General features: G+C 40.1%; 18 protein-coding genes. All 18 read right to left on the bottom strand.

Annotated features, from left to right (window positions below; translation table 11 throughout):
• Window positions 1–68: 68 nt before the first annotated feature.
• On the bottom strand, window positions 69–827 hold the full coding sequence (locus tag M5U24_RS08220) for a FliA/WhiG family RNA polymerase sigma factor (RefSeq protein WP_169703031.1): 759 nt from the start codon (window positions 825–827) through the stop codon (window positions 69–71).
• A gap of 157 nt (window positions 828–984) precedes the next feature.
• Window positions 985–1272, bottom strand: coding sequence for a hypothetical protein (locus M5U24_RS08215; RefSeq protein WP_164995260.1), 288 nt, complete (start codon window positions 1270–1272; stop codon window positions 985–987).
• Window positions 1273–1928: 656 nt separating this feature from the next.
• Window positions 1929–2774, bottom strand: coding sequence for a MinD/ParA family protein (locus tag M5U24_RS08210; protein ID WP_164995261.1), 846 nt, complete (start codon window positions 2772–2774; stop codon window positions 1929–1931).
• Window positions 2775–2988: 214 nt separating this feature from the next.
• Entirely contained in the window at window positions 2989–5043 is a 2055-nt protein-coding gene (flhA, locus tag M5U24_RS08205) for a flagellar biosynthesis protein FlhA (protein ID WP_298202121.1), read from the bottom strand.
• A 111-nt stretch (window positions 5044–5154) separates the two neighbouring features.
• Window positions 5155–6204 (bottom strand): flagellar biosynthesis protein FlhB, encoded by a 1050-nt coding sequence (gene flhB / locus M5U24_RS08200; RefSeq protein ID WP_169702931.1) that lies wholly within the window; start codon window positions 6202–6204, stop codon window positions 5155–5157.
• Window positions 6205–6210: 6 nt separating this feature from the next.
• Window positions 6211–6993 (bottom strand): flagellar biosynthetic protein FliR, encoded by a 783-nt coding sequence (gene fliR / locus M5U24_RS08195; protein WP_128705195.1) that lies wholly within the window; start codon window positions 6991–6993, stop codon window positions 6211–6213.
• A 141-nt stretch (window positions 6994–7134) separates the two neighbouring features.
• A complete protein-coding gene (gene fliQ / locus M5U24_RS08190; RefSeq protein ID WP_164995263.1) occupies window positions 7135–7404 on the bottom strand; it encodes a flagellar biosynthesis protein FliQ in 270 nt (89 codons plus the stop codon).
• Window positions 7405–8018: 614 nt separating this feature from the next.
• Window positions 8019–8819, bottom strand: a complete 801-nt coding sequence (gene fliP, locus M5U24_RS08185; RefSeq protein ID WP_205713315.1) for a flagellar type III secretion system pore protein FliP — start codon at window positions 8817–8819, stop codon at window positions 8019–8021.
• A gap of 187 nt (window positions 8820–9006) precedes the next feature.
• Window positions 9007–9438 (bottom strand): flagellar biosynthetic protein FliO, encoded by a 432-nt coding sequence (locus tag M5U24_RS08180; protein WP_298202115.1) that lies wholly within the window; start codon window positions 9436–9438, stop codon window positions 9007–9009.
• A 769-nt stretch (window positions 9439–10207) separates the two neighbouring features.
• Entirely contained in the window at window positions 10208–10570 is a 363-nt protein-coding gene (fliN, locus tag M5U24_RS08175) for a flagellar motor switch protein FliN (RefSeq protein ID WP_164995265.1), read from the bottom strand.
• Window positions 10571–10601: 31 nt separating this feature from the next.
• Window positions 10602–11558 (bottom strand): flagellar motor switch protein FliM, encoded by a 957-nt coding sequence (fliM, locus tag M5U24_RS08170; protein WP_164995266.1) that lies wholly within the window; start codon window positions 11556–11558, stop codon window positions 10602–10604.
• Window positions 11559–11606: 48 nt separating this feature from the next.
• Window positions 11607–12167, bottom strand: coding sequence for a flagellar basal body-associated FliL family protein (locus M5U24_RS08165; protein ID WP_099323977.1), 561 nt, complete (start codon window positions 12165–12167; stop codon window positions 11607–11609).
• 73 nt (window positions 12168–12240) lie between these two features.
• On the bottom strand, window positions 12241–12966 hold the full coding sequence (locus M5U24_RS08160; RefSeq protein WP_099323978.1) for a hypothetical protein: 726 nt from the start codon (window positions 12964–12966) through the stop codon (window positions 12241–12243).
• 21 nt (window positions 12967–12987) lie between these two features.
• The gene (gene fliJ / locus M5U24_RS08155) at window positions 12988–13452 is read right to left on the bottom strand and encodes a flagellar export protein FliJ (protein WP_099323979.1); all 465 of its coding nucleotides are present in this window, start codon (window positions 13450–13452) and stop codon (window positions 12988–12990) included.
• A gap of 108 nt (window positions 13453–13560) precedes the next feature.
• On the bottom strand, window positions 13561–14880 hold the full coding sequence (gene fliI, locus M5U24_RS08150) for a flagellar protein export ATPase FliI (protein WP_164995755.1): 1320 nt from the start codon (window positions 14878–14880) through the stop codon (window positions 13561–13563).
• Window positions 14880–15581 (bottom strand): FliH/SctL family protein, encoded by a 702-nt coding sequence (locus M5U24_RS08145; protein WP_099323981.1) that lies wholly within the window; start codon window positions 15579–15581, stop codon window positions 14880–14882. Before M5U24_RS08145 ends, fliI begins: the two co-directional genes overlap by 1 nt.
• On the bottom strand, window positions 15578–16606 hold the full coding sequence (gene fliG / locus M5U24_RS08140) for a flagellar motor switch protein FliG (protein ID WP_099323982.1): 1029 nt from the start codon (window positions 16604–16606) through the stop codon (window positions 15578–15580). Before fliG ends, M5U24_RS08145 begins: the two co-directional genes overlap by 4 nt.
• A 29-nt stretch (window positions 16607–16635) precedes the next feature.
• Window positions 16636–18390 carry a flagellar basal-body MS-ring/collar protein FliF gene (fliF, locus tag M5U24_RS08135; protein WP_099323983.1) on the bottom strand — a complete coding sequence of 585 codons (1755 nt, stop codon included), beginning with the start codon at window positions 18388–18390 and terminating at the stop codon, window positions 16636–16638.
• Between the last annotated feature and the right edge of the window lie 345 nt (window positions 18391–18735).

Here is an 18735-nt window from a genome sequence, read left to right as displayed (position 1 = left end):
GCAGAGTGTAGACTGTTGAGTGATTACTTTACCCATGAAATTTTTCAGGAAGGTGGGGGAAACGAAGACTACTTAATAGGAATTTTCCTTACCTTAGAACGAAGCATAAATAAGCCCTGATGGTGAATTTGTGAAACCCGTGATTCTGAAATATCCAGCATTTGGCTGATTTCCCTCAGCATTAAGTCTTCGTAATAATAGAGTGTTATTACCAATTTTTCACGAGCCGGCAATTCTTTAATCGCCGCAACTAAAAGTTCTTTTTCTTCCTCTGTCTCAATATTACTTAACGGGTCGCCTATTTTTGAGTCAGCAAATAGCATTCCTACCGCTTCTTTATTACCATCCTCCGACTTTGCATTCATTTCTTCGAGTGAAAGAAACATGCCGAAGTTAATTTCCACCAGTAATTTTTCCCACTCAGCAGTATCAATCTTCAGTTCTGCCGCAATTTCTTCCGGGAGTGGATGCCTGTTTAATTTTTGTTCTAATGTTGCATATGCCTCTCTCGCCAATGAGACCTTCTCACGAACGGAGCGCGGCAGCCAATCTTGTGCCCTCAGGTGATCCAATATCGCTCCACGAATTCTTGAGACGGCAAATGTTCCAAACTTCGTGTCCATGCAGGGGTCAAATCTCTCCGATGCTTCCAGCAAGCCAATAACACCGTATTCGATAAGATCCTCTTTATCCACAAAAGAAGGTAAATAAATAATAAATTTGTTTACTACATACTTTACCAGCGATAGATTCTCTGTAACTAATTTTTCTCTGTCTATTAGATTTTTATTCTTGTAATTTGGCTTTCCCTTGCTTTTTTTAACCATTATACTTTTTTGTCCTAACATAGATTTTTATCCTCATTCGTAACCTAAGGTCATGAATTTTGTTTTATTTAAAAGCAATTTTCGCAAACCATACAACCATCGAATCATCGTTTTTCAGATTCGATACTCTGCCAGATTAGTAAAAATCAATACGGTATTATCTGCCCATGCCTCCATTTTTTCCTCTATTGCCGTCAGTTTCTGCCTCATTTATCTGGGATTGTTCAGGCGCATCTTCTGTATCTTCTTTTTGCGTGTCAGTGGTAAATACGCTAAGTATGTATTTTAGGAAAAAATGGCTTATAATACCCGTAATTCCCGCTATTATAATACTTCTGAGCGCCAGTGCAGGCAATGATACTTTTGAGTTCAGCCCGAGAAAGCAAGAGACAAAAAATACAAGTACTATGAGATATATTCGTGCCTGAGCAAATATTTGTTCCATAGGGAGCATTCCTGATTTTTTGTAACAGTTTAGATTTTTGGAAAAACAAAAATGCTCGTTCCCAAGCTCCGGCTTGGGAACGTAATTGCGTTGGAAGCTCTAGCTTCCATTTAGCCGGCAAGCGAAGCTTCGTGTATTATTCGATTCAAAAGAGGTTTCCAAATATCTTGGGTAACATACTGAAAAGCCTCCAAGCTGACATCATGGGTTCATTCCCTTTTCCATTCGAAGCTGGAGCTTCTCAAACAATCCCGTTCCCAAGCCGGAGCTTGGGAACGAGCGGTTTTTTTCATAGGACTAAAGTATTACAATTCTTTGTAAAAAAACAAAATGTGTGAAGATATACAAAAAATCGGGAATGCACCCGTTCCATATCACCAACGCTCCCCCGCTATATTTTATTTAATTCTATAATAGTACTTCCATATATAAAAAATATGAAATACGAAACAAATCCGAATAACAAAGCATAAAATTCAAAACATACAACAATATGAAACATGAAATACGAGATACGAAAAAGGCTTGTTTAGAATTTCAAATCATTTAGTCATTAGAATTTGTTTCGTGTTTCATCATTATCGTATTTCACCATTAAATATTCTGCCAAAAAAATGCAAATAAATTACTGCTAAGGTAATACATTGTCACAATGGTTATCCGTCAAATGCTGCTACATTCGTAATTCTTCTGAAGTAATCTCCAACGCCAAGTGATTGTGTTGAATCACTATTCTTTAAAAGCGTGGCAACCAATTTATTAAGGCAACTGGTTGCTTTTGTGTTAGGATAAAGAGCCGTAAAGGGTTTTTGCATACGCGTTGCAATGGAAACATTTTGATCGTGAAGCATATAGCCGACGTATTCCAGTTTTACATCGAGAAACCTTTGCGATACCAGTGCTATTTTTTTCACCGTGGAATCGGCTTCATCCTTGCTATCCGAATTATTTATAAACAACTTTATCGTTGTATTTTTTCTTTTTCTCGAAAGAACCTTTATCATAGCATATGCATCTGTTATCGCCGTTGGCTCAGGTGTTGTAATAAGTAATATTTCATTTGACGCTAATACAAAATTCAATACATCAGATGAAATACCGGCGCCTGTATCAACAATCACAATGTCCACTTCTTCATCTAATCCACTGAAGCTTTTATATAATTGTTCTTTCTGGTTTGCATTCAGATTCGCCATATCTTCAATGCCGGAGCTGGCGGGTACGATTTTTATCCCTTCAGGCCCTTCTACAATTATCTCTTTTACTTCTTTCCGTCCTTCAATGACGTCCTGCAAGGTATATTCTGGATGTATTCCCAATAAAATATCGATATTGGCAAGGCCCAGGTCAAGATCTATCAGCAAAACCTTTTTTTTGTATTTCCTCATAATTATCGCAATGTTTGTGGCGATGTTTGTTTTCCCAACGCCGCCCTTGCCGCTCGTAATCGCTATAGTTCTTACGGCAGAAAGGCCTGCCGCCGTATTTTGGTTTTCTATCACGTTGTGCAATGCCTCCACGGGTAAAACGTATTTACTGCTACAAATAAAAAATAGTTTTCACATTTATAAAAAATACGAAGCACGAAACACATTCCAAAATCCTCCTCCCTGCACCCCCGCTGACGGGGGTGCAGGTGGTAGATTCATATTTAGCATTTCGGATTTCAGCAGTAAATATTTTGCCAATAAATGTACAGAAATTACTGCTAATGTACTAAAGCTTCACAACCCCTACCGAATCAATCATTACGCCGGGAGAAATTTCCTTATACGACAATACTGCCAACTGCGGCAGCGCATTTTCTATAAGCCGGCGAACATGGCTTCTCACGGATGATGAAGTTAACAAGACAACCTCATAGCCGGAAGTAAGTGAACCTCTTACTATTTCTGCTAATTTATCAATTACTTTATGTGCCATATTCGGGTCCAGTGCCAGCAGATTTCCCTTTTCTGTCTTATGAATTGCGTTTGCTATGGTTTGTTCCAGATGGGGGTCGAAAGAGATCACACCTATCTTGCCTTCGGTATTCTGATATCTTTTACATATTGTCCTGGAGAGTCTTTGCCTTACGTATTCGGTCAATTGTTCTATATCCTTTGTTGCCGGAGCGTAATCAGCTATTGTTTCAAGAATGGATGAAAGATCCCGGATAGGCACTTGTTCCTTTAAAAGATTTTTAAGAATCTCCTGGATACTGCCAAGGGAAATTATATTTGGCGCTAGCTCTTCCACAATAGTCGGATAATCCTTCTTCACCGTTTCTAATAGTTTTTGTACGTCTTCACGACAAAGGATCTCGTATGCATGTGTTTTTATAATTTCGGTTAAATGTGTTATCATCACGGATGCGGGATCAACTACCGTATATCCCAAAGCTTCGGCGTCTTCCTTTACCGCATCGGTAATCCAAAGGGCGGGAAGGCCGTATGCAGGGTCTAATGTTTCTATGCCATTCACTTTCTGGGTAACTGCTCCGGAGTCTATTGCAAGATAACTGCCCGTCAGCAATTCTCCGTGTGCAATTTCCTGTCCTCTTATTTTTACCACGTACTTATTTGTCTCCAGTTGCAAATTATCCCTTACCCTGATAGGCGGAACGATCATCCCCATATCTTTTGCAATTTGCATACGCAAGGTATTTATTCTCTCAAGAATACCGCCATTTTTATTCGGATCAACCAGCGGTACCAGTTTATAGCCGACTTCAAGCTCCATCCGGTCAACACGCAACATGCCTTCAACACTCTCCTCCTTCTTCGGTTCCCGCGCCATGCCTTCAGTCTCTTTTACAAGCGCTTCCGCCAGTTCTGTCTCCTTAGAAGACCTTCTGAGAACAAAGAACATCATCCAGAAGAAGCCGGCAAGAACCAAAAACGGTATTTTTGGTAATCCCGGTACAATGCTAAACAGCGTAAGAATTCCTCCCGCAAAAGCAATGGCATTAGGTTGGCTAAATAACTGTCCCGTAACATCCGTTCCCAGATTCTCACCGGTGGCGGAAGTCTTGGTGACAATGACCGCAGACGCCGTGGCAATAATAAATGAAGGAATTTGGGAGACAAGGCCATCCCCAACTGTCAAAAGAGTATAATGCTGCATTGCCTCGGAAACAGACATTCCACTCCGCATACCCATAACAATGCCGCCAATAATGTTTATGAGTACAATTATTATGCCGGCAACCGCATCGCCACTGACAAATTTGCCGGCGCCATCCATTGCACCATAAAACTCTGCTTCCCTGGAAAGCTTTTCCCTTCGTTCACGTGCCTCTTTTTCTGTGATGAGTCCCGCATTTAAGTCCGCATCAATACTCATCTGCTTCCCTGGCATTGCATCAAGAGTAAACCTTGCAGCCACTTCCCCGATTCTCGTTGCGCCTTTTGTTATGACAATAAACTGTATTACAACTATAATTAAGAAAACAACCAACCCCACAAGCATATTGCCGCCGACAACAAAATCTCCAAATGCGCCAATCACCTTTCCACCGTAACCCTGCAATAATATCTGCCGGGTAGAAGCCACGTTGAGCGCCAGGCGAAAAAGCGTCATAAACAGCAATATAGAAGGGAAAGACGATAAATCTAATGCTCCTTTTATATGAAGAGAAACCAGCAGCAACAAAAGAACCAATGAGATATTTGTCGTAACAAGCAAATCAATAATAAAAGGCGGCACAGGTATAATAAGCACGATAAAAATACTTATCACACCAATAATTAACGCCATATCTCCTTTAAAAAGATATTTTAAAAAAGGCATTTTTCCCTTGAGAATTTAATTTATCTGCTGCCATGATTTATATTGTCACTTTTCATTAAAAAAATATTTTATGAATTTTCATCACTATTGCCTCTGTCTGTTTTTCTCCATTTACTTCTTTAATCCGTACACATAAGACAATACCTTTGCAACTGCATAGTACAATTTTTGCGGTATTTCTTTGCCTACGTCCACTGTTTTGTACAATGTCCTTGCAAGCGACCGTTCTTCAACAATGGGAATTTTATTTATTTTTGCAATTTCTTTTATTTTCAGGGCAATATAATCCGCTCCCTTTGCAACAACTTTGGGCGCATGCATTGATTTACGGTCGTATTTCAATGCTACGGCGTAATGCGTTGGATTCGTTACGACAACATCTGCTTTTGGGATCGCGGAAGCCATACGTTTCAACGCCATCTGAATCTGCGCAGACCTGATTTTTGACTTTATTACCGGATCACCCTCCGCTTGCTTCCTTTCATCCTTCACCTCTTTTTTAGACATTTTCATGCCGCGTTTGTATTGCCATTTTTGATAGATATAATCTACCATTGCCAGGATCACGAGCGCTATCGATACACGCATTACCAGTCCGAATGTCAGTTTCGTGGTAAGAATAAAAAATTGTGCAATGCCTATGTCTATCAGGTTATCCAGTTTGGCAAGCTCTTTTTTGATGTAAAGGATGCCGATACCGCCAATTAACAGAAGCTTTACAACGGAAAATAAAAGTTTTACAAAGGATTGAACATTAAAGAGTTTTTTTACGCCGCTTATCACATTGAGTTTTGTTAAGTCAGGCTTTAACGGCTTAAGGGTAAACAAGAGACCGGTCTGCATATATGAAACGATCAATCCGACAATCAATAATCCTCCCAGGATAGGGAGCAAAATTTTCGCGCTTACATAGATGTAATAAATAATCTTTTCTACAATAATGTCCGGGGTAATATCCTTCTGTGATAAGTTCTGAAGGGTAAAAACGGTTATCTCTTTCATACCCGCATACATAATATTACCCAATGCATATAACAGTAAAAAACCTACCAGGATAGCAATCGCACTGCTTAGGTCGGGACTTTGGGCTACGCTTCCTTTTTGGCGCGCCTCGCTTATACGTTTGCCGGTGGGTTGTTCAGTCTTTTCCGTATCAGCCATTTTCCCTCACATTGCCGATAGCAACGACATCAATCCCTTTTCAAAACCAAAGATATACATCCTCATTGCGCCAATCATGAGTGGAAACGAGACAAAAACCACAATGAAGCCGATTATTATTTTTATTGGGTATGCAATAACAAATATATTAATTTCCTTCGCCACCTTCGCCATCAACGCCATTGCAACGACCGACAACATCAAGACAACAAAGGCGGGGATGGATATTTTAATCCCTATTACGAAAAGCGTTCTAAAGAGACTGAGTATTTTTGTTAGTATTGCCGTTGTATAATCAAAGCTGCCAATGGGTACAGCATGGAAGCTTTGCGCAATTGCATTTATAAAATAGTGGTGGCCATCAATTGCCAGCAATAGCAATATGGCTATCAAATTGTAAAATACGGAAACGGTTGGCTCTTCATCTCCGCTCAGGGATGAAGGGTCGGCGATAACCGCCATATCCAGTCCCATTTGGTTACTTAACAAATACCCGGCCATACTAAACGCAGCAAACAGTATTGACGCTGCAAATCCAACAATAGCGCCAATAGCAATCTCTTTTACAACAATTAAACCAAAGGGGATAAGCTCTGAAGGCAATTCATGCAGATTTTTATCCAGATTGGGATAAAGAATAAATGCCAGTATCAGGGCAATAGCAATACGCAGGAGCATTGGTATATGGGTATTGCTAAAGACCGGGGCGAAAAGGAGTATCCCGCCTACACGAAAAAACACCAGCATTAAAAAGGGCAGGTCGTTAATGAAATCGAACAAATTTTCCATAAGCACCTAACCTGGCCTAGCCAGAACCAAACAAGCGCGAAAATAGTCCTCAGTCCTCAATCTGCAATTTGCCGATTGCCGACTGCGGAAGGGGTCATTAAATATTTTGCCAAAAAATGTAAAGAAATTACTGATAAGGTACTACTTACTGTATTTTGCCAGTTCACCCAACAGGTTTACCGTGTATGACGTCATAATCCGCAGCATCCACGGCAAACAAAATAAGAACATCCCCAAAACGGCAAACACTTTCGGCAGAAACGTCAGTGTTTGTTCATGAATACTCGAAACAGCCTGGAATATACCGATAGCTAGTCCAACTATCATTGCAACCCCAAGCAGGGGCGCCATCATAAGAAAGGTAGTTTGCAAAAAATCTTTTCCAATAGTGGTTATTACTTCCGGAGTCATATCATATCCTTCAATATATTGAAATTCCTAAGCCGGCATAGCCAGAACCAAACAAGCACGAGATAAAAAATACGAAGCACAAAATAATAAACAAATTCAAAAACACAAAATCCCAATGAAAAAAACCGTAACACTTTAGCATTTTAGCATGGGTGCATTCCCGATTATTTGTAAGCGTTCATGGAGTCGGGGCAAAACAACCCTGACAGGGTTTGAAACCCTGTCAGGGTTAACACTACTGCAACGTTTCATTAAAACATGGCGGAAATCACAAAAAATCGGGAATACACCCCTTTAGCATTTTGAAAAACGTATTCCCTATAAGCTCCGTAGGAGCAACCTGTTTGTAGCAAGATAAGATGCCATAACAGATATTAGCTCCGTCAGGAGCGACCTGTTTCCCTGTCAATTCTATACAGGCCGCTCCTACGTAGCTATTTACCCTGGTGAATTTTATTGTGCTACAAACAGATCGCCACTAACGGGGTTACATTGTTTTTAATGTCCCCCTAAATTTTTCAAAGAACTAACGTGTTACAAAAAACCGGGTTTTGAATATTTGCCAGTTTGGACATGAACGCATTTACACCAAATTCATGACAAATGCTTCGCCCCTACGCTATACTTGTGATCAAAGACTGGATGATTAATTGCCAGCCATCAACCAGAACAAAGAGAATTAATTTAAATGGCATTGAAATCATAACCGGCGGCAGCATAAACATACCCATGGACGTTAATACGCAGGCGACCACCAGATCGATTACAAGAAAAGGCAGAAACAAAAGAAACCCCATCTGAAAAGAAGTCTTCAGTTCACTGGTGACAAATGCAGGAATTAATATATGCATAGGAATGTCACTCGCTGAAAAGGGTTTCTCTACTTTTGCAATGTTTGAAAACAATGCAATATCTTTTTTCCGCGTCTGTTTCAGCATGAATTTACGAACAGGCTCAATCCCCTTTTTCAAAGCCTCATCCTGCGTAATTTCCTCTTTAATATACGGTTGTAATGCGTCTGAATTGATTGCGGTCCAAACGGGAGTCATAACAAAAAACGTTAAAAAGAGAGCTATGCCGATAAGAATTTGATTCGGAGGAAGTGTATGAAACGACAAAGCCTTTCTCACAAAAGACAAGACAATAATAATCCTGGTAAATGAAGTCATCGCCAGCAAAAGGCCGGGCAATAAAGTAAGCCCTGTTAAAAAAAAGACTATCTTTAACACCTCTGCCATTTCCTTTGGGTTTTTTACACTATCCAGGCTCATCGTTAGTTTCAGCGGAGAATCTGTCTCGCCGGCAGCTTCTGCAGTCCCTAAAAAACCCAGCAACGCCATTATTCCGCCAAAAATTAAAAAACCCGTCCATTTTTTCATAAGTGTTTTCCCCGGAACAGCAATTCTATTTTCCATGCCAGTGAGAGTCCAGTGAGAGTTAAATTAGGTTGGGTTTTTAAAAGACAAAGACCCAACGGCATTCATTTTTACCCACCCCTCAATCCCCTCCCAAGAGGGGACTTATCAAATTCCCCTCTTGGGAGGGGCAGGGGTGGGCCTGTTCATTGGTTAACTAAAAATATTTAAATTCCTATACTTTAAGTTATTTTTTAAAAAACTTCGTATATTCACTGCCTCTGTCCTCTGTATCAATTGAATCAACAATCTCTTTTTCCGTAATTTCTGTAAGAGTTTGCATTTTTTCATTTGAAGCGCCTACAAGCAATAATTTCCCCGGTACTTTAATGAAATAAATATGCCTCTTTGCGCCCAGTGAAGTTGTTTCTATGATTGAAATATAGCGCTTTTTTTTATGAATACCTGTTTTAATCCCAAGTTTCTTGCGTAAAAAATACATCATGACGACAATGATAATAATTACAATGCCTAATGATTTTATTACTTTTGTAACTTTTGGAAAATTAATCGGGGAGGTAACCCCAATGCCTTCATCTTTTACGGCAACCTCTTCTTGTCCTTCTCCGGAATCAACGGCATCCCCGGCAGCGTAAGTGGTATTGCCTAAGAAAAACAATAAAAAAATACAATGAGTAAATGTCTGTTCATTAAATATTTTGACAAAAATTATAAAGAAATTACTGATAAGGTACTATTACGTCACAACAATTCGCAAACAATATGCCTTAAGCCTATTTACCAATGTATCGCATTATTTAACGGTGGTAAAAGAATGGATAAGTGCATGCCTTAATAAGATATGCAACTTACGCTTTAAAAAAATAATCCATTTTACATAAATAATTCTATGTCATAAATATACATCACCATTACACCGGCGATTAAATCGTAGTTTTTTTCTACGTAAAGTAGTGTTTTTATACACATTTAAATGCATAAGCCGGCATAGCCAGAACCAAACAGACATGAAACGAAAAATACGAAATTCGAAACAAATTCAAAAATACAAAATCCCAATGAAAAAAACCGTATTAGTTTAGTTTTTTGAAAATACAGGGTGGATTAAAAACGAAGTGTAGGGTGGATTGGAAAGATGGACGATAGACGAGGGAAAGACAACGAAAAGAGGCGAGTATAAAACGTGTGGTTCAGGCTTCGTCGTGATCTCAGCCGAACGGTTACAAACCTGAACCAACGGAGGAGGTTGAATTAAATGTCAATTTGTTTAGTCATTGGTCAATTGCAGGAACACGGTGTCCGCGTCACTACAAATTCTTTAATCTGTGTAATCTGTGAAATCTGTGGTCCCGCCTTTCGTATTTCATGGTTGTTTTATTTTTATAAATTGCAAAAGAATTTTCGTTATGATGCTGTAGTCATGTGTCTTAGCCAAGATTTCTCACTCTATCCTGTGGGCCACATATTGCTGTAATTTTTAAACCAAAACGTTCTTCCACTACTACCACCTCTCCTCTTGCCAATAATTTTCCACGGACTAATAATTCAACCGGAGTGCCAGCCACTTTTTCAAGTTCAACAATTGAACCCTGAGACAAAGCAAGAATATCCTTAATAAGCATATTCGCGCGTCCCAATTCTACGGATACAGGGACAGTCACATCTAAAATTAAATCTAAATTCGGCATGCCTTCGCCGCCCTTTTGACTATCCATTTCTTCCGGAATTAATTGGCTAAATTCTACAGATTCTATGGTGGGCTGTGCATCATCTTTCTGCTCTGTACTCATATTTCACCTCTTTAAATAAAAACCAATACCACTATAACGAAACGGATGTTATTTTTATCGCGAGTTTTTTGCCAGAAACCCCTGGCGTTCCAAAAAACTTCGGCACTTCATCTATTTCCAAACTTAAATGGTCCGTAATCTTATTATCAAGACTTATCACATCCCCTACTCTGAGATTGATAAGTTCGTTAAATGATAACTGTGTTGTACCCAATATTGTGTTCACTAATAAAGGGACTTGATTGAGCGTTTGCTTTATTATGACAATCTCTTCTTCCCGATTAAGGGTTGCCTCCGTTATTTTTCCCATAACTGCTTCTAAAGTTGCAACAGGAAGACAAAAAACAAGCGTACCGGTGCCCAATTCACCACTAATCGCAAAATTTATGGCAATCATACTTTCCGTGTTATGCGCCACTTGTAACGACCGCAAGTCCATGTCTGTTTTTGCAATTTGCCACTCTATCTCTGCAACATCATTCCAGCAAAGACACATCGAATGGAGTACATTTGACAACACTTGTGAAACCACAGATTCTTCGATAATAGTAAGAGGTCTTATTTTCTGCTGTATTTTCCCGGGTCCGCCTAATCCACGATCTATCATAGCAAGGCAAAACCCCGCATCCAGGGTTAAACAACCCTTTCCCCTGTACGGCGTAAGGTCAACAACACTTGCACATACAAGATCCGTAAAAGAATTGAGAAATAATTCATAACTAAATTCCTCTATCGCGATAAGTTCAACACCAACGGTGGTCCTTACATATTGAGAAAAAGTCAAACCCATGTTAACCGCCATGTTCTCACTAATTTTTTGCAGTTGTCGTTTTTGCTCCCGCGGAAACCTGTCTGGTCTTCTGAAATCGTAATGCTGAACCTTTTTTACCACTTTTTGTTCAATTTGCTCTCCAACCAGTACCTGTCCGCTCTCTATCGCATTGAGCAGGGCATCAACTTCTTCATTGGATAAAATAGCATCTGACATAGCGTATTACCTGAATAAATGGTTACAATAATTTTCTGTAATTATGCTTTATTGAACAACAAAATCTTCAAAATAGACCTGTAAAACAGCTTTTTCCATATTCAATATCACATCAACGGAATCTTTTATTTCACGCTTAATGTATTCCCGACCCTCTACAGAATCAATATCATCTATGGTCTTTGAGGAAAGAATGGAAATAAGCCTGTCTTTTACCTGTATTGTTCTGGTTTCTAACTTACCTCTTGCCTCTTCATTGCGTACTTCCAAAATTACCTTTGCCTTGAGATACCTTCTTAAATTAGACCCGCTAAGATTCACAACAATTGTATCTATTGTCACAATAATAGGGCCTTGCGGCAAAGGTTCCTTGGGATCTTTATCTGACTTCAATGGGATTTCATCGCTATATTTCGTTATTTCCCCTATGCGGCCTTGCAATTCTTCGGTTATCACGTTGACCGGTATTTCAGCTCCTGTTGATATATTCGCGCCGAAATACATGCCTGCCATAAAAAACATATTAGTTGCAAATACAATAACTTTACCACGTATTCCCCCGATATTCATATGCACCTTCTTTTTTTGAAATGCGTCTTTTTTTCTCATAAACCCCCGCTTCAATAAATATTAAAATGTTTTATCACTTTATTAAAATAAATGCAGAAAAAAACCACCGTCACTATTGGTTTCCACTGCTCCGTACACCATCTTCAAGCAATTTCAGCTTTTCGCTAAGCTTTACCGCAAGAAACGGAGTAACAGATTCCAATATTTTTGCAGATGTTTTTTTATCCATCATTGTTAGCAGTTTTACCGCGGTCTCTTCGTCCATTTCCTTTAAAATCATGGCAGCCTTTTGAGGTTTCATTCCCCCGTAAACCTCGGCCAGCTTCTTGATATTCTTTAATTCGAGATCATCAAATTGAATAGTCTCCTTCTTTAATTCCTGCATTCTTGCGGTTATCAACTCAAACGCCTTATTCAACTCTTCCCTGAGTGTTTCAATTTCATATCTCTCTTTTTTAAGGTCGGCGCGTAGTGATTCAAGCATTTTTTCCCTAAGATCCAGGAGTTCCTTCTTCTTCTTGTATTCGTGTTTTTCTTCTGTTATTTCATTTATCATCTTTGAGACTTCGCTTGATGACAAGGGTTTAAACACCTTTGCTGCATTCGATTTATAGACGGAAGGCAGCTTGCTCGCATACAAATTCTTTGCTTCTTTACCTTCTCCACCTACAGTATCCGCCGCTGACGTATCTATATTTTCCGGAGATAATTCCTGCGCTTCCGGTTCCGGTGCAGGAGCTTTCCCTTTCATAAAAAGAAACCAATATGCGGCTCCTCCCAGAACGATCATCCCCACTCCGGCCATCATCAGCATTTTTTTGTTAATCGGGAGCTTCATAGTATAATCTCCATAAATTGATTATTCCAATACATCCTTTTCCCTGATGTGTTTGTGATAAAACCGGGAGGTTGCTATCTCGTCCAGTTTTTTAATTTCAAGGCGTTTCTCCTGATCGTCGAATTCCTTTTTATGCCTTTCCCTTAGTTTTTCCAACAACTTTCTTTTTTTAAAAACATGTAATAATTTTTGCCTTACATGATCTATCTCTTCAGAAATCTTTTTTATTTTTGATTGTTGGACAATAATATCACGATTAAGACTGGCAAAATACGACTCAAACAAAACAAATGTCGACGCATCCGCAAACGTCTGCAACATCTCTGTCATTTCAATCTGCCTTGTTTCAAGCAAAGATTTTAGTAATAACTCCATCTTCTTTTCTTCATGGAGTTTTTTTTGCGCAGTTTTTAACTCTTTGGAAATCTCTTCTTCTTTAAATTTTTCAATATCAAGTAATTTTTGGAATTTAAAACGAAATTTCATAGCGCAACAAAGCCGAAACCAAAAAGATGTTAACTGCAAAGAGCGCAGTTATGTAGGGTGGATTAAGGCGTTGGTTTTTACGCCGAATCCACCAATAATACCGTGACCTCATGTAAACAATGCCGACAATTTCGAAATGGATTCGTTAAAATTACCATTTGTGGTCATATCCTGTTTAAGATACTCGTTTATAGCGTCTATGACTGATAGGGCATAATCAATTTTCTTGTTGCCCCCCTTTGCGTACGCCCCTATATTTATCATGTCTTCGGCTTCTTTATACGTTGCATATACTGCCTTTAACATCTGCGCAGCCTTCCTGTGTTCCCCGGTAATGATGTCATCCATACACCGGCTGACGCTTTCCATGATATCAATGGCGGGATAGTGGTTTTGGGACGCCATTGCCCTTGACAACACCACATGTCCGTCAAGAATACCCCTTACGGCGTCAGCAATGGGTTCATTCATATCATCACCATCCACCAATACAGTATATAAACCAGTGATGCTGCCCTTCGTGCCCGTGCCGCTTCTCTCCAGAAGCTTTGGCAATAACGCGAACACTGAAGGTGTATATCCCTTTGAGGTCGGGGGTTCTCCTATTGCAAGCCCAATTTCCCTTTGTGCATTGGCAAATCTTGTAACGGAATCCATCATGAGTAATACCCGCATGCCACGATCTCTGAAATATTCCGCAATACTGGAAGCGATATAGGCGCCCTTTACCCTTAATAAAGCCGGTTTGTCAGAAGTAACCGATACAATTACCGATTTTTTCATGCCTTCTTCTCCGAGATTCTTTTCAACAAACTCCCGGACTTCTCTTCCGCGTTCACCAATAAGCGCAATAACATTAACCTCCGCTCCGGAATTCCTGGCAATCATGCCCATTAATGTGCTTTTCCCTACGCCGCTCCCTGCAAAAATTCCCAATCTCTGTCCCTGCCCGAAGGTAAGCATGCCGTCTATTGCCCGTACACCTGTCTCCAATACCTCCTTTATCCTGCTTCTGGTCAAAGGATCCGGGGGAGAATTATAAATGGAAACCCTTTCTTCCACGTTTAACGGCCCTTTTCCATCCATAGGCTCTCCCAGTCCTCCTAAGATTCTTCCCATTAGCCCCATTCCAACGCCCACCGTTAATGGCGAGCCTGAAGCGGTTACTCTGTTTCCCGGGCCTATTCTCTCAAGTTCCCCTATGGGCATAAGGAGTATCCTTTTTTCTTTAAATCCTACCACCTCCGCCGGTATTGGAGTTTCTCCATTATTGGAATGTATGTAACATAGTTCTCCTACAGGAACAGAAGGCCCGTTTGATTCTATTACCAAACCTGCGATATGGGCCACCCTTCCGGTGCGTTGAACCAACACCGATTCCGATACCCTTTTTTTGTGCAAAGCAAAATCAATGCATGGCGTGGCCATCACTCTTTTTCCCCTACAGATTTTTTAATTTCTTCCCACCGTGTTTCAAGCAAGCTTTCAACATCGCCAAAATCTGTTTCCACAACACAACCGCCGGCTGATATCATTTTATCCTCTATGATTTTAATGTTAAAATCCTTTATTCCTGCGTCTTCGGCCGTAAACCGTTTATAATCCTCCGGGGAAATACGCAAGGAAACGATCTTATTATTCCCAACATAAGAAAGAGCCTCTGCTACAACGTGTTTTACAATGCTGGCGCCATTTTCGTTAATTTCATAACCAACAACTTTATTCGCAACAGCCAATACGAAATGTATGATCTCCGATTCGGAGTCCTTCCAGATTATTTCTCTTTTCTCCGTTAATTGTTTCACCGCATCCTCAAGCAGTGTGATCAATGCTGCATATTTTCTTTTTGTTTTTTCTATCTCTGATTGAAACTCCTTTTCCGCAGAGAGTTTCCCCTCTTTGAAGGCTTCTTCTCTCACCAGTCTGATTTCTTGTTCTTTTAACGCCCTTAATTCATTTTCCTTTGCTAATTCAAGTTCTTTCAGTTTTTCTTCTTCTTTTATATTTATTAACTCTTCTTCTGTTTTAAGCGTGTTTATTTGCTTTTTATGAGAATGAGGTATTACAGTCTCTATAACTTTCACTCCCTTTATAACAGGTAAGGAATAAACGCGCTTCCCGGTTTTCATACTAATTTATCGTCCTTGCCGGAAGACCCCCCCTTCTTTTGAACAACATTTTCGCCCTTTGCTTCCAACCGCTTTACCGCCTCTACAATTTGCAATTGTGCGCTCTGCACTTCGGACAACAATCTCGGCCCCAACAGCTCTCTTTCTTCCCTCACCGTCTCGCCAATACGTTTAGACATGTTTTTGAAAAACTTTGTCTCAACCTCCGCATTCGCCGTTTTTAATGCAAGCGCAATAACATTTATATCCACCTCTGTAAGTATTTTTCTAAACGCTTCATCAAGAACATAAATCATATCATCAAAAGTAAACATCAACTTCTTTATTTCTTCAGCAAGCTCCGGATTTCTACGGCTTATTTGTTCAATCACATCCTTATCCACTCCGCCCTCCAGCCCACCAATAATCTCCGAGGCAAATTTATGCCTTTTCTTCGCAGGCGTCTTCCGTCTTCTTCCTTCCGTTTTTATCTTTGCCATAACTACCTCGTTTACCTTGGTAATTAAACTTATCGGAGGAAGTTCGAGCGTTGCGATCCTCATGATAATATCAGATTGTGCTTCCAGGGGAAATCTGGACAACAGCCTGGAGGCGCGTTCCGGTTCCGTATATGATAGTATAAGTGCAATCGTTTGCGGGTGTTCTCCTATCAGCAACCGCATGTATTCATCGTCAGAAACATCCTTTAAATTGGAAAAAGGCGTGGGGAGCATCACCCCTTGCTCCACATTCGCTATGATATCATCGCTTTTGTCTGTCCCAATCGCTTTTTCAAGTATCTTTCTAAAAGCATTTTTATCATGCTCCACCAGGCCGCCGCAGAGTTTCATTTCTTGCCGGAGTTCATCCAAAACGGCGTCCACGATCTCATTATCCACATTTTCCATGCGGGTAATTTCGGCGGATACCGCCACAATCTGATTCTCATCAAAGGTCTTAAGTATTTCCGAAGCGACGTCTGGATCAAGTATAGACAAGGCAATTGCTGCCTTTTGTATGCCTGACAAGTTTAATTTCGTTTTCATATCGGTATAATATCCTGTTCTTTACATTATTACGATGAGATATATTCTCCTTCTATCCACCTCTTTAATGCTGTCGAGGTAAGATCGGTATCCTTCTGCATATGTCCGAGTATTAATTTCCGTTTTTTCTCTCTTTTCATTCCTTCCATTATTTCTTCAGGATTTTCCGACTCTTCCATCGCCAGCATTTCTTCTACTGCCGCTTCCAATTCCTCCTTTGTGTATTGGATGCCTTGCCGCTCTTTGCTTATGCGTAATTCTTCAAACAGTTTATTCCTGCCGGCAGTATCGTCATGCTGCATTTTGGCAAATCCTTGCTTACCAGACTTTCCCTTAGCCGAAAAGTGTTCCATTTCAACCGTAGGTGCTGCCTTCTTTTTAATCTTCTTCATGCTTCGCAGCATAAACATCAGAAACATCAGCACTGTTATGCCGAGCGAACCGTTTTTGGCCAGTTTTAACATAAATTCTTTTTGTTGCTCCTTCTTTAAAATTGCTTCTTCCTCTGCATAATCAGCTTCATAAAACTGTACATTTTGTATCTCAAAACTATCATTGCGGGAAACCATATTTACCCCCAACGCCTGTTTTACAAGAGAAGCAATTCCCTTCATTTCCTCATTATTTCTGGAAACATATGTTTGTTGTATTTTTCCATCTTCGGACTCAATTTTTTCATACTTGCCATCAACAAGAACAGCAACGGACAATCTTTTCAAATTCGCTCCGTGATCTGAAACCATACGTTCTACCTTGCTTAATTCATATTGCGTTTGCGCAGTTTCTTCCTCTTCGGAAGAACCGGAGGATTGAAGCATACTTGATTGCGATAAGTTAAGATTTGCCTGCATTCCGGGAACACCTCCCCCCGAAAACGGAGTACCGCCGGATACCTTGGTAGTTACCGTTTGAACCTTAGGCACCCTGCGTTCAGGATCAAACTCAATTTGTTTTTCATCTACATGACGAAAATCCAGGTCAGCGCTTACCCTGACAACAGATTTTCCCGCTCCAACAATCCTGTCCAACATATCCTGAGCCTTCGCCACGTAATATTCTTCTATTTTTTTCTTTATTTCCAATTGATCATTACTTGCGCCTGTCTGTGAGAAAGGAGATTCTTTCTCCGAAAGCAGGTTGCCCCGAGTATCGGTTACCGTAACATTTTCAGGGATTAATCCCTCGACGCTGGAGCTTACCAAATGTACGATACTTGCAACTCGTTCCGGTTTTAACTTACCGCCGGTTTTTAGTTTCAACACAACGGATGCCGTTGGGGGTTTTTCATCTTCAACAAATAAAGATTTCTCAGGTATGGCAAGGTGTACCTGCGCCCAATCTACAAAATCCAGATGTTTAATTGTTTTCGCAAGTTCGCCCTGGATTGCCCTGCGATAATTTATCTTCTGGATAAAATCAGAAGAGCCAAAGCCTACCTTGTCCAGTAACTCATACCCGGTTTGTTCATGGGGCAAACCTTCACTGGCAAACTTGAGCCTCATCTCATAAATCTTATCATTGGGAACGAGAATCGTAGTCCCATTCCCACTTATTCTGTATGGAATATTCGCTTCCCTCAGATGATTTATAATCTCCCCGCTTTCTTTCGGGCTTAATTCTCCGTACAATAATCCAAAGTCTGGTTTCCTGGCCCATTGCATTACCCCAACTATGCCAATCAGAAATGACAGGGTTAACGATATCATAATAAATTTATGCGAAAAACTAATTTCCTTCCAAACATTCTTTAACTGCCCTGTAAAACTATTCATGTCTAAATTCATAGTAAATGCTCCTTTGATGGTTATGAGTATTTTATTGGTACGTTCGGATACAAAGCAATTACAATACCAACAGATAGCAATGGACACGCCAACAACAAAAATGTCCTATCATATTGATAAATAATACATTACAAGAACAGGTAAAATATTGTTTTCAAAACGAATTCGGGCGAATGAAGGTGGAAGTCGATAATTACACTCTACTGTAAATTGAGTGTATATTATTTTAACAGAAAGACGGGAGGGTATAGGAGCATTCCAGATTTTTTGTAACCGTTTGTGTGATTGGGGGCAAAATAACGTTGCCAGGGGTTAAGACTACTCTACGTTTCATTAAAACATGGG

Origin of the sequence: Candidatus Kuenenia sp., from assembly GCF_027493735.1 — a bacterium.
GTDB lineage: Bacteria > Planctomycetota > Brocadiia > Brocadiales > Brocadiaceae > Kuenenia > Kuenenia stuttgartiensis_A.
Note: the sequence above shows the minus strand (reverse complement) of the source record. Positions and strands in the feature narration are given on the sequence as shown.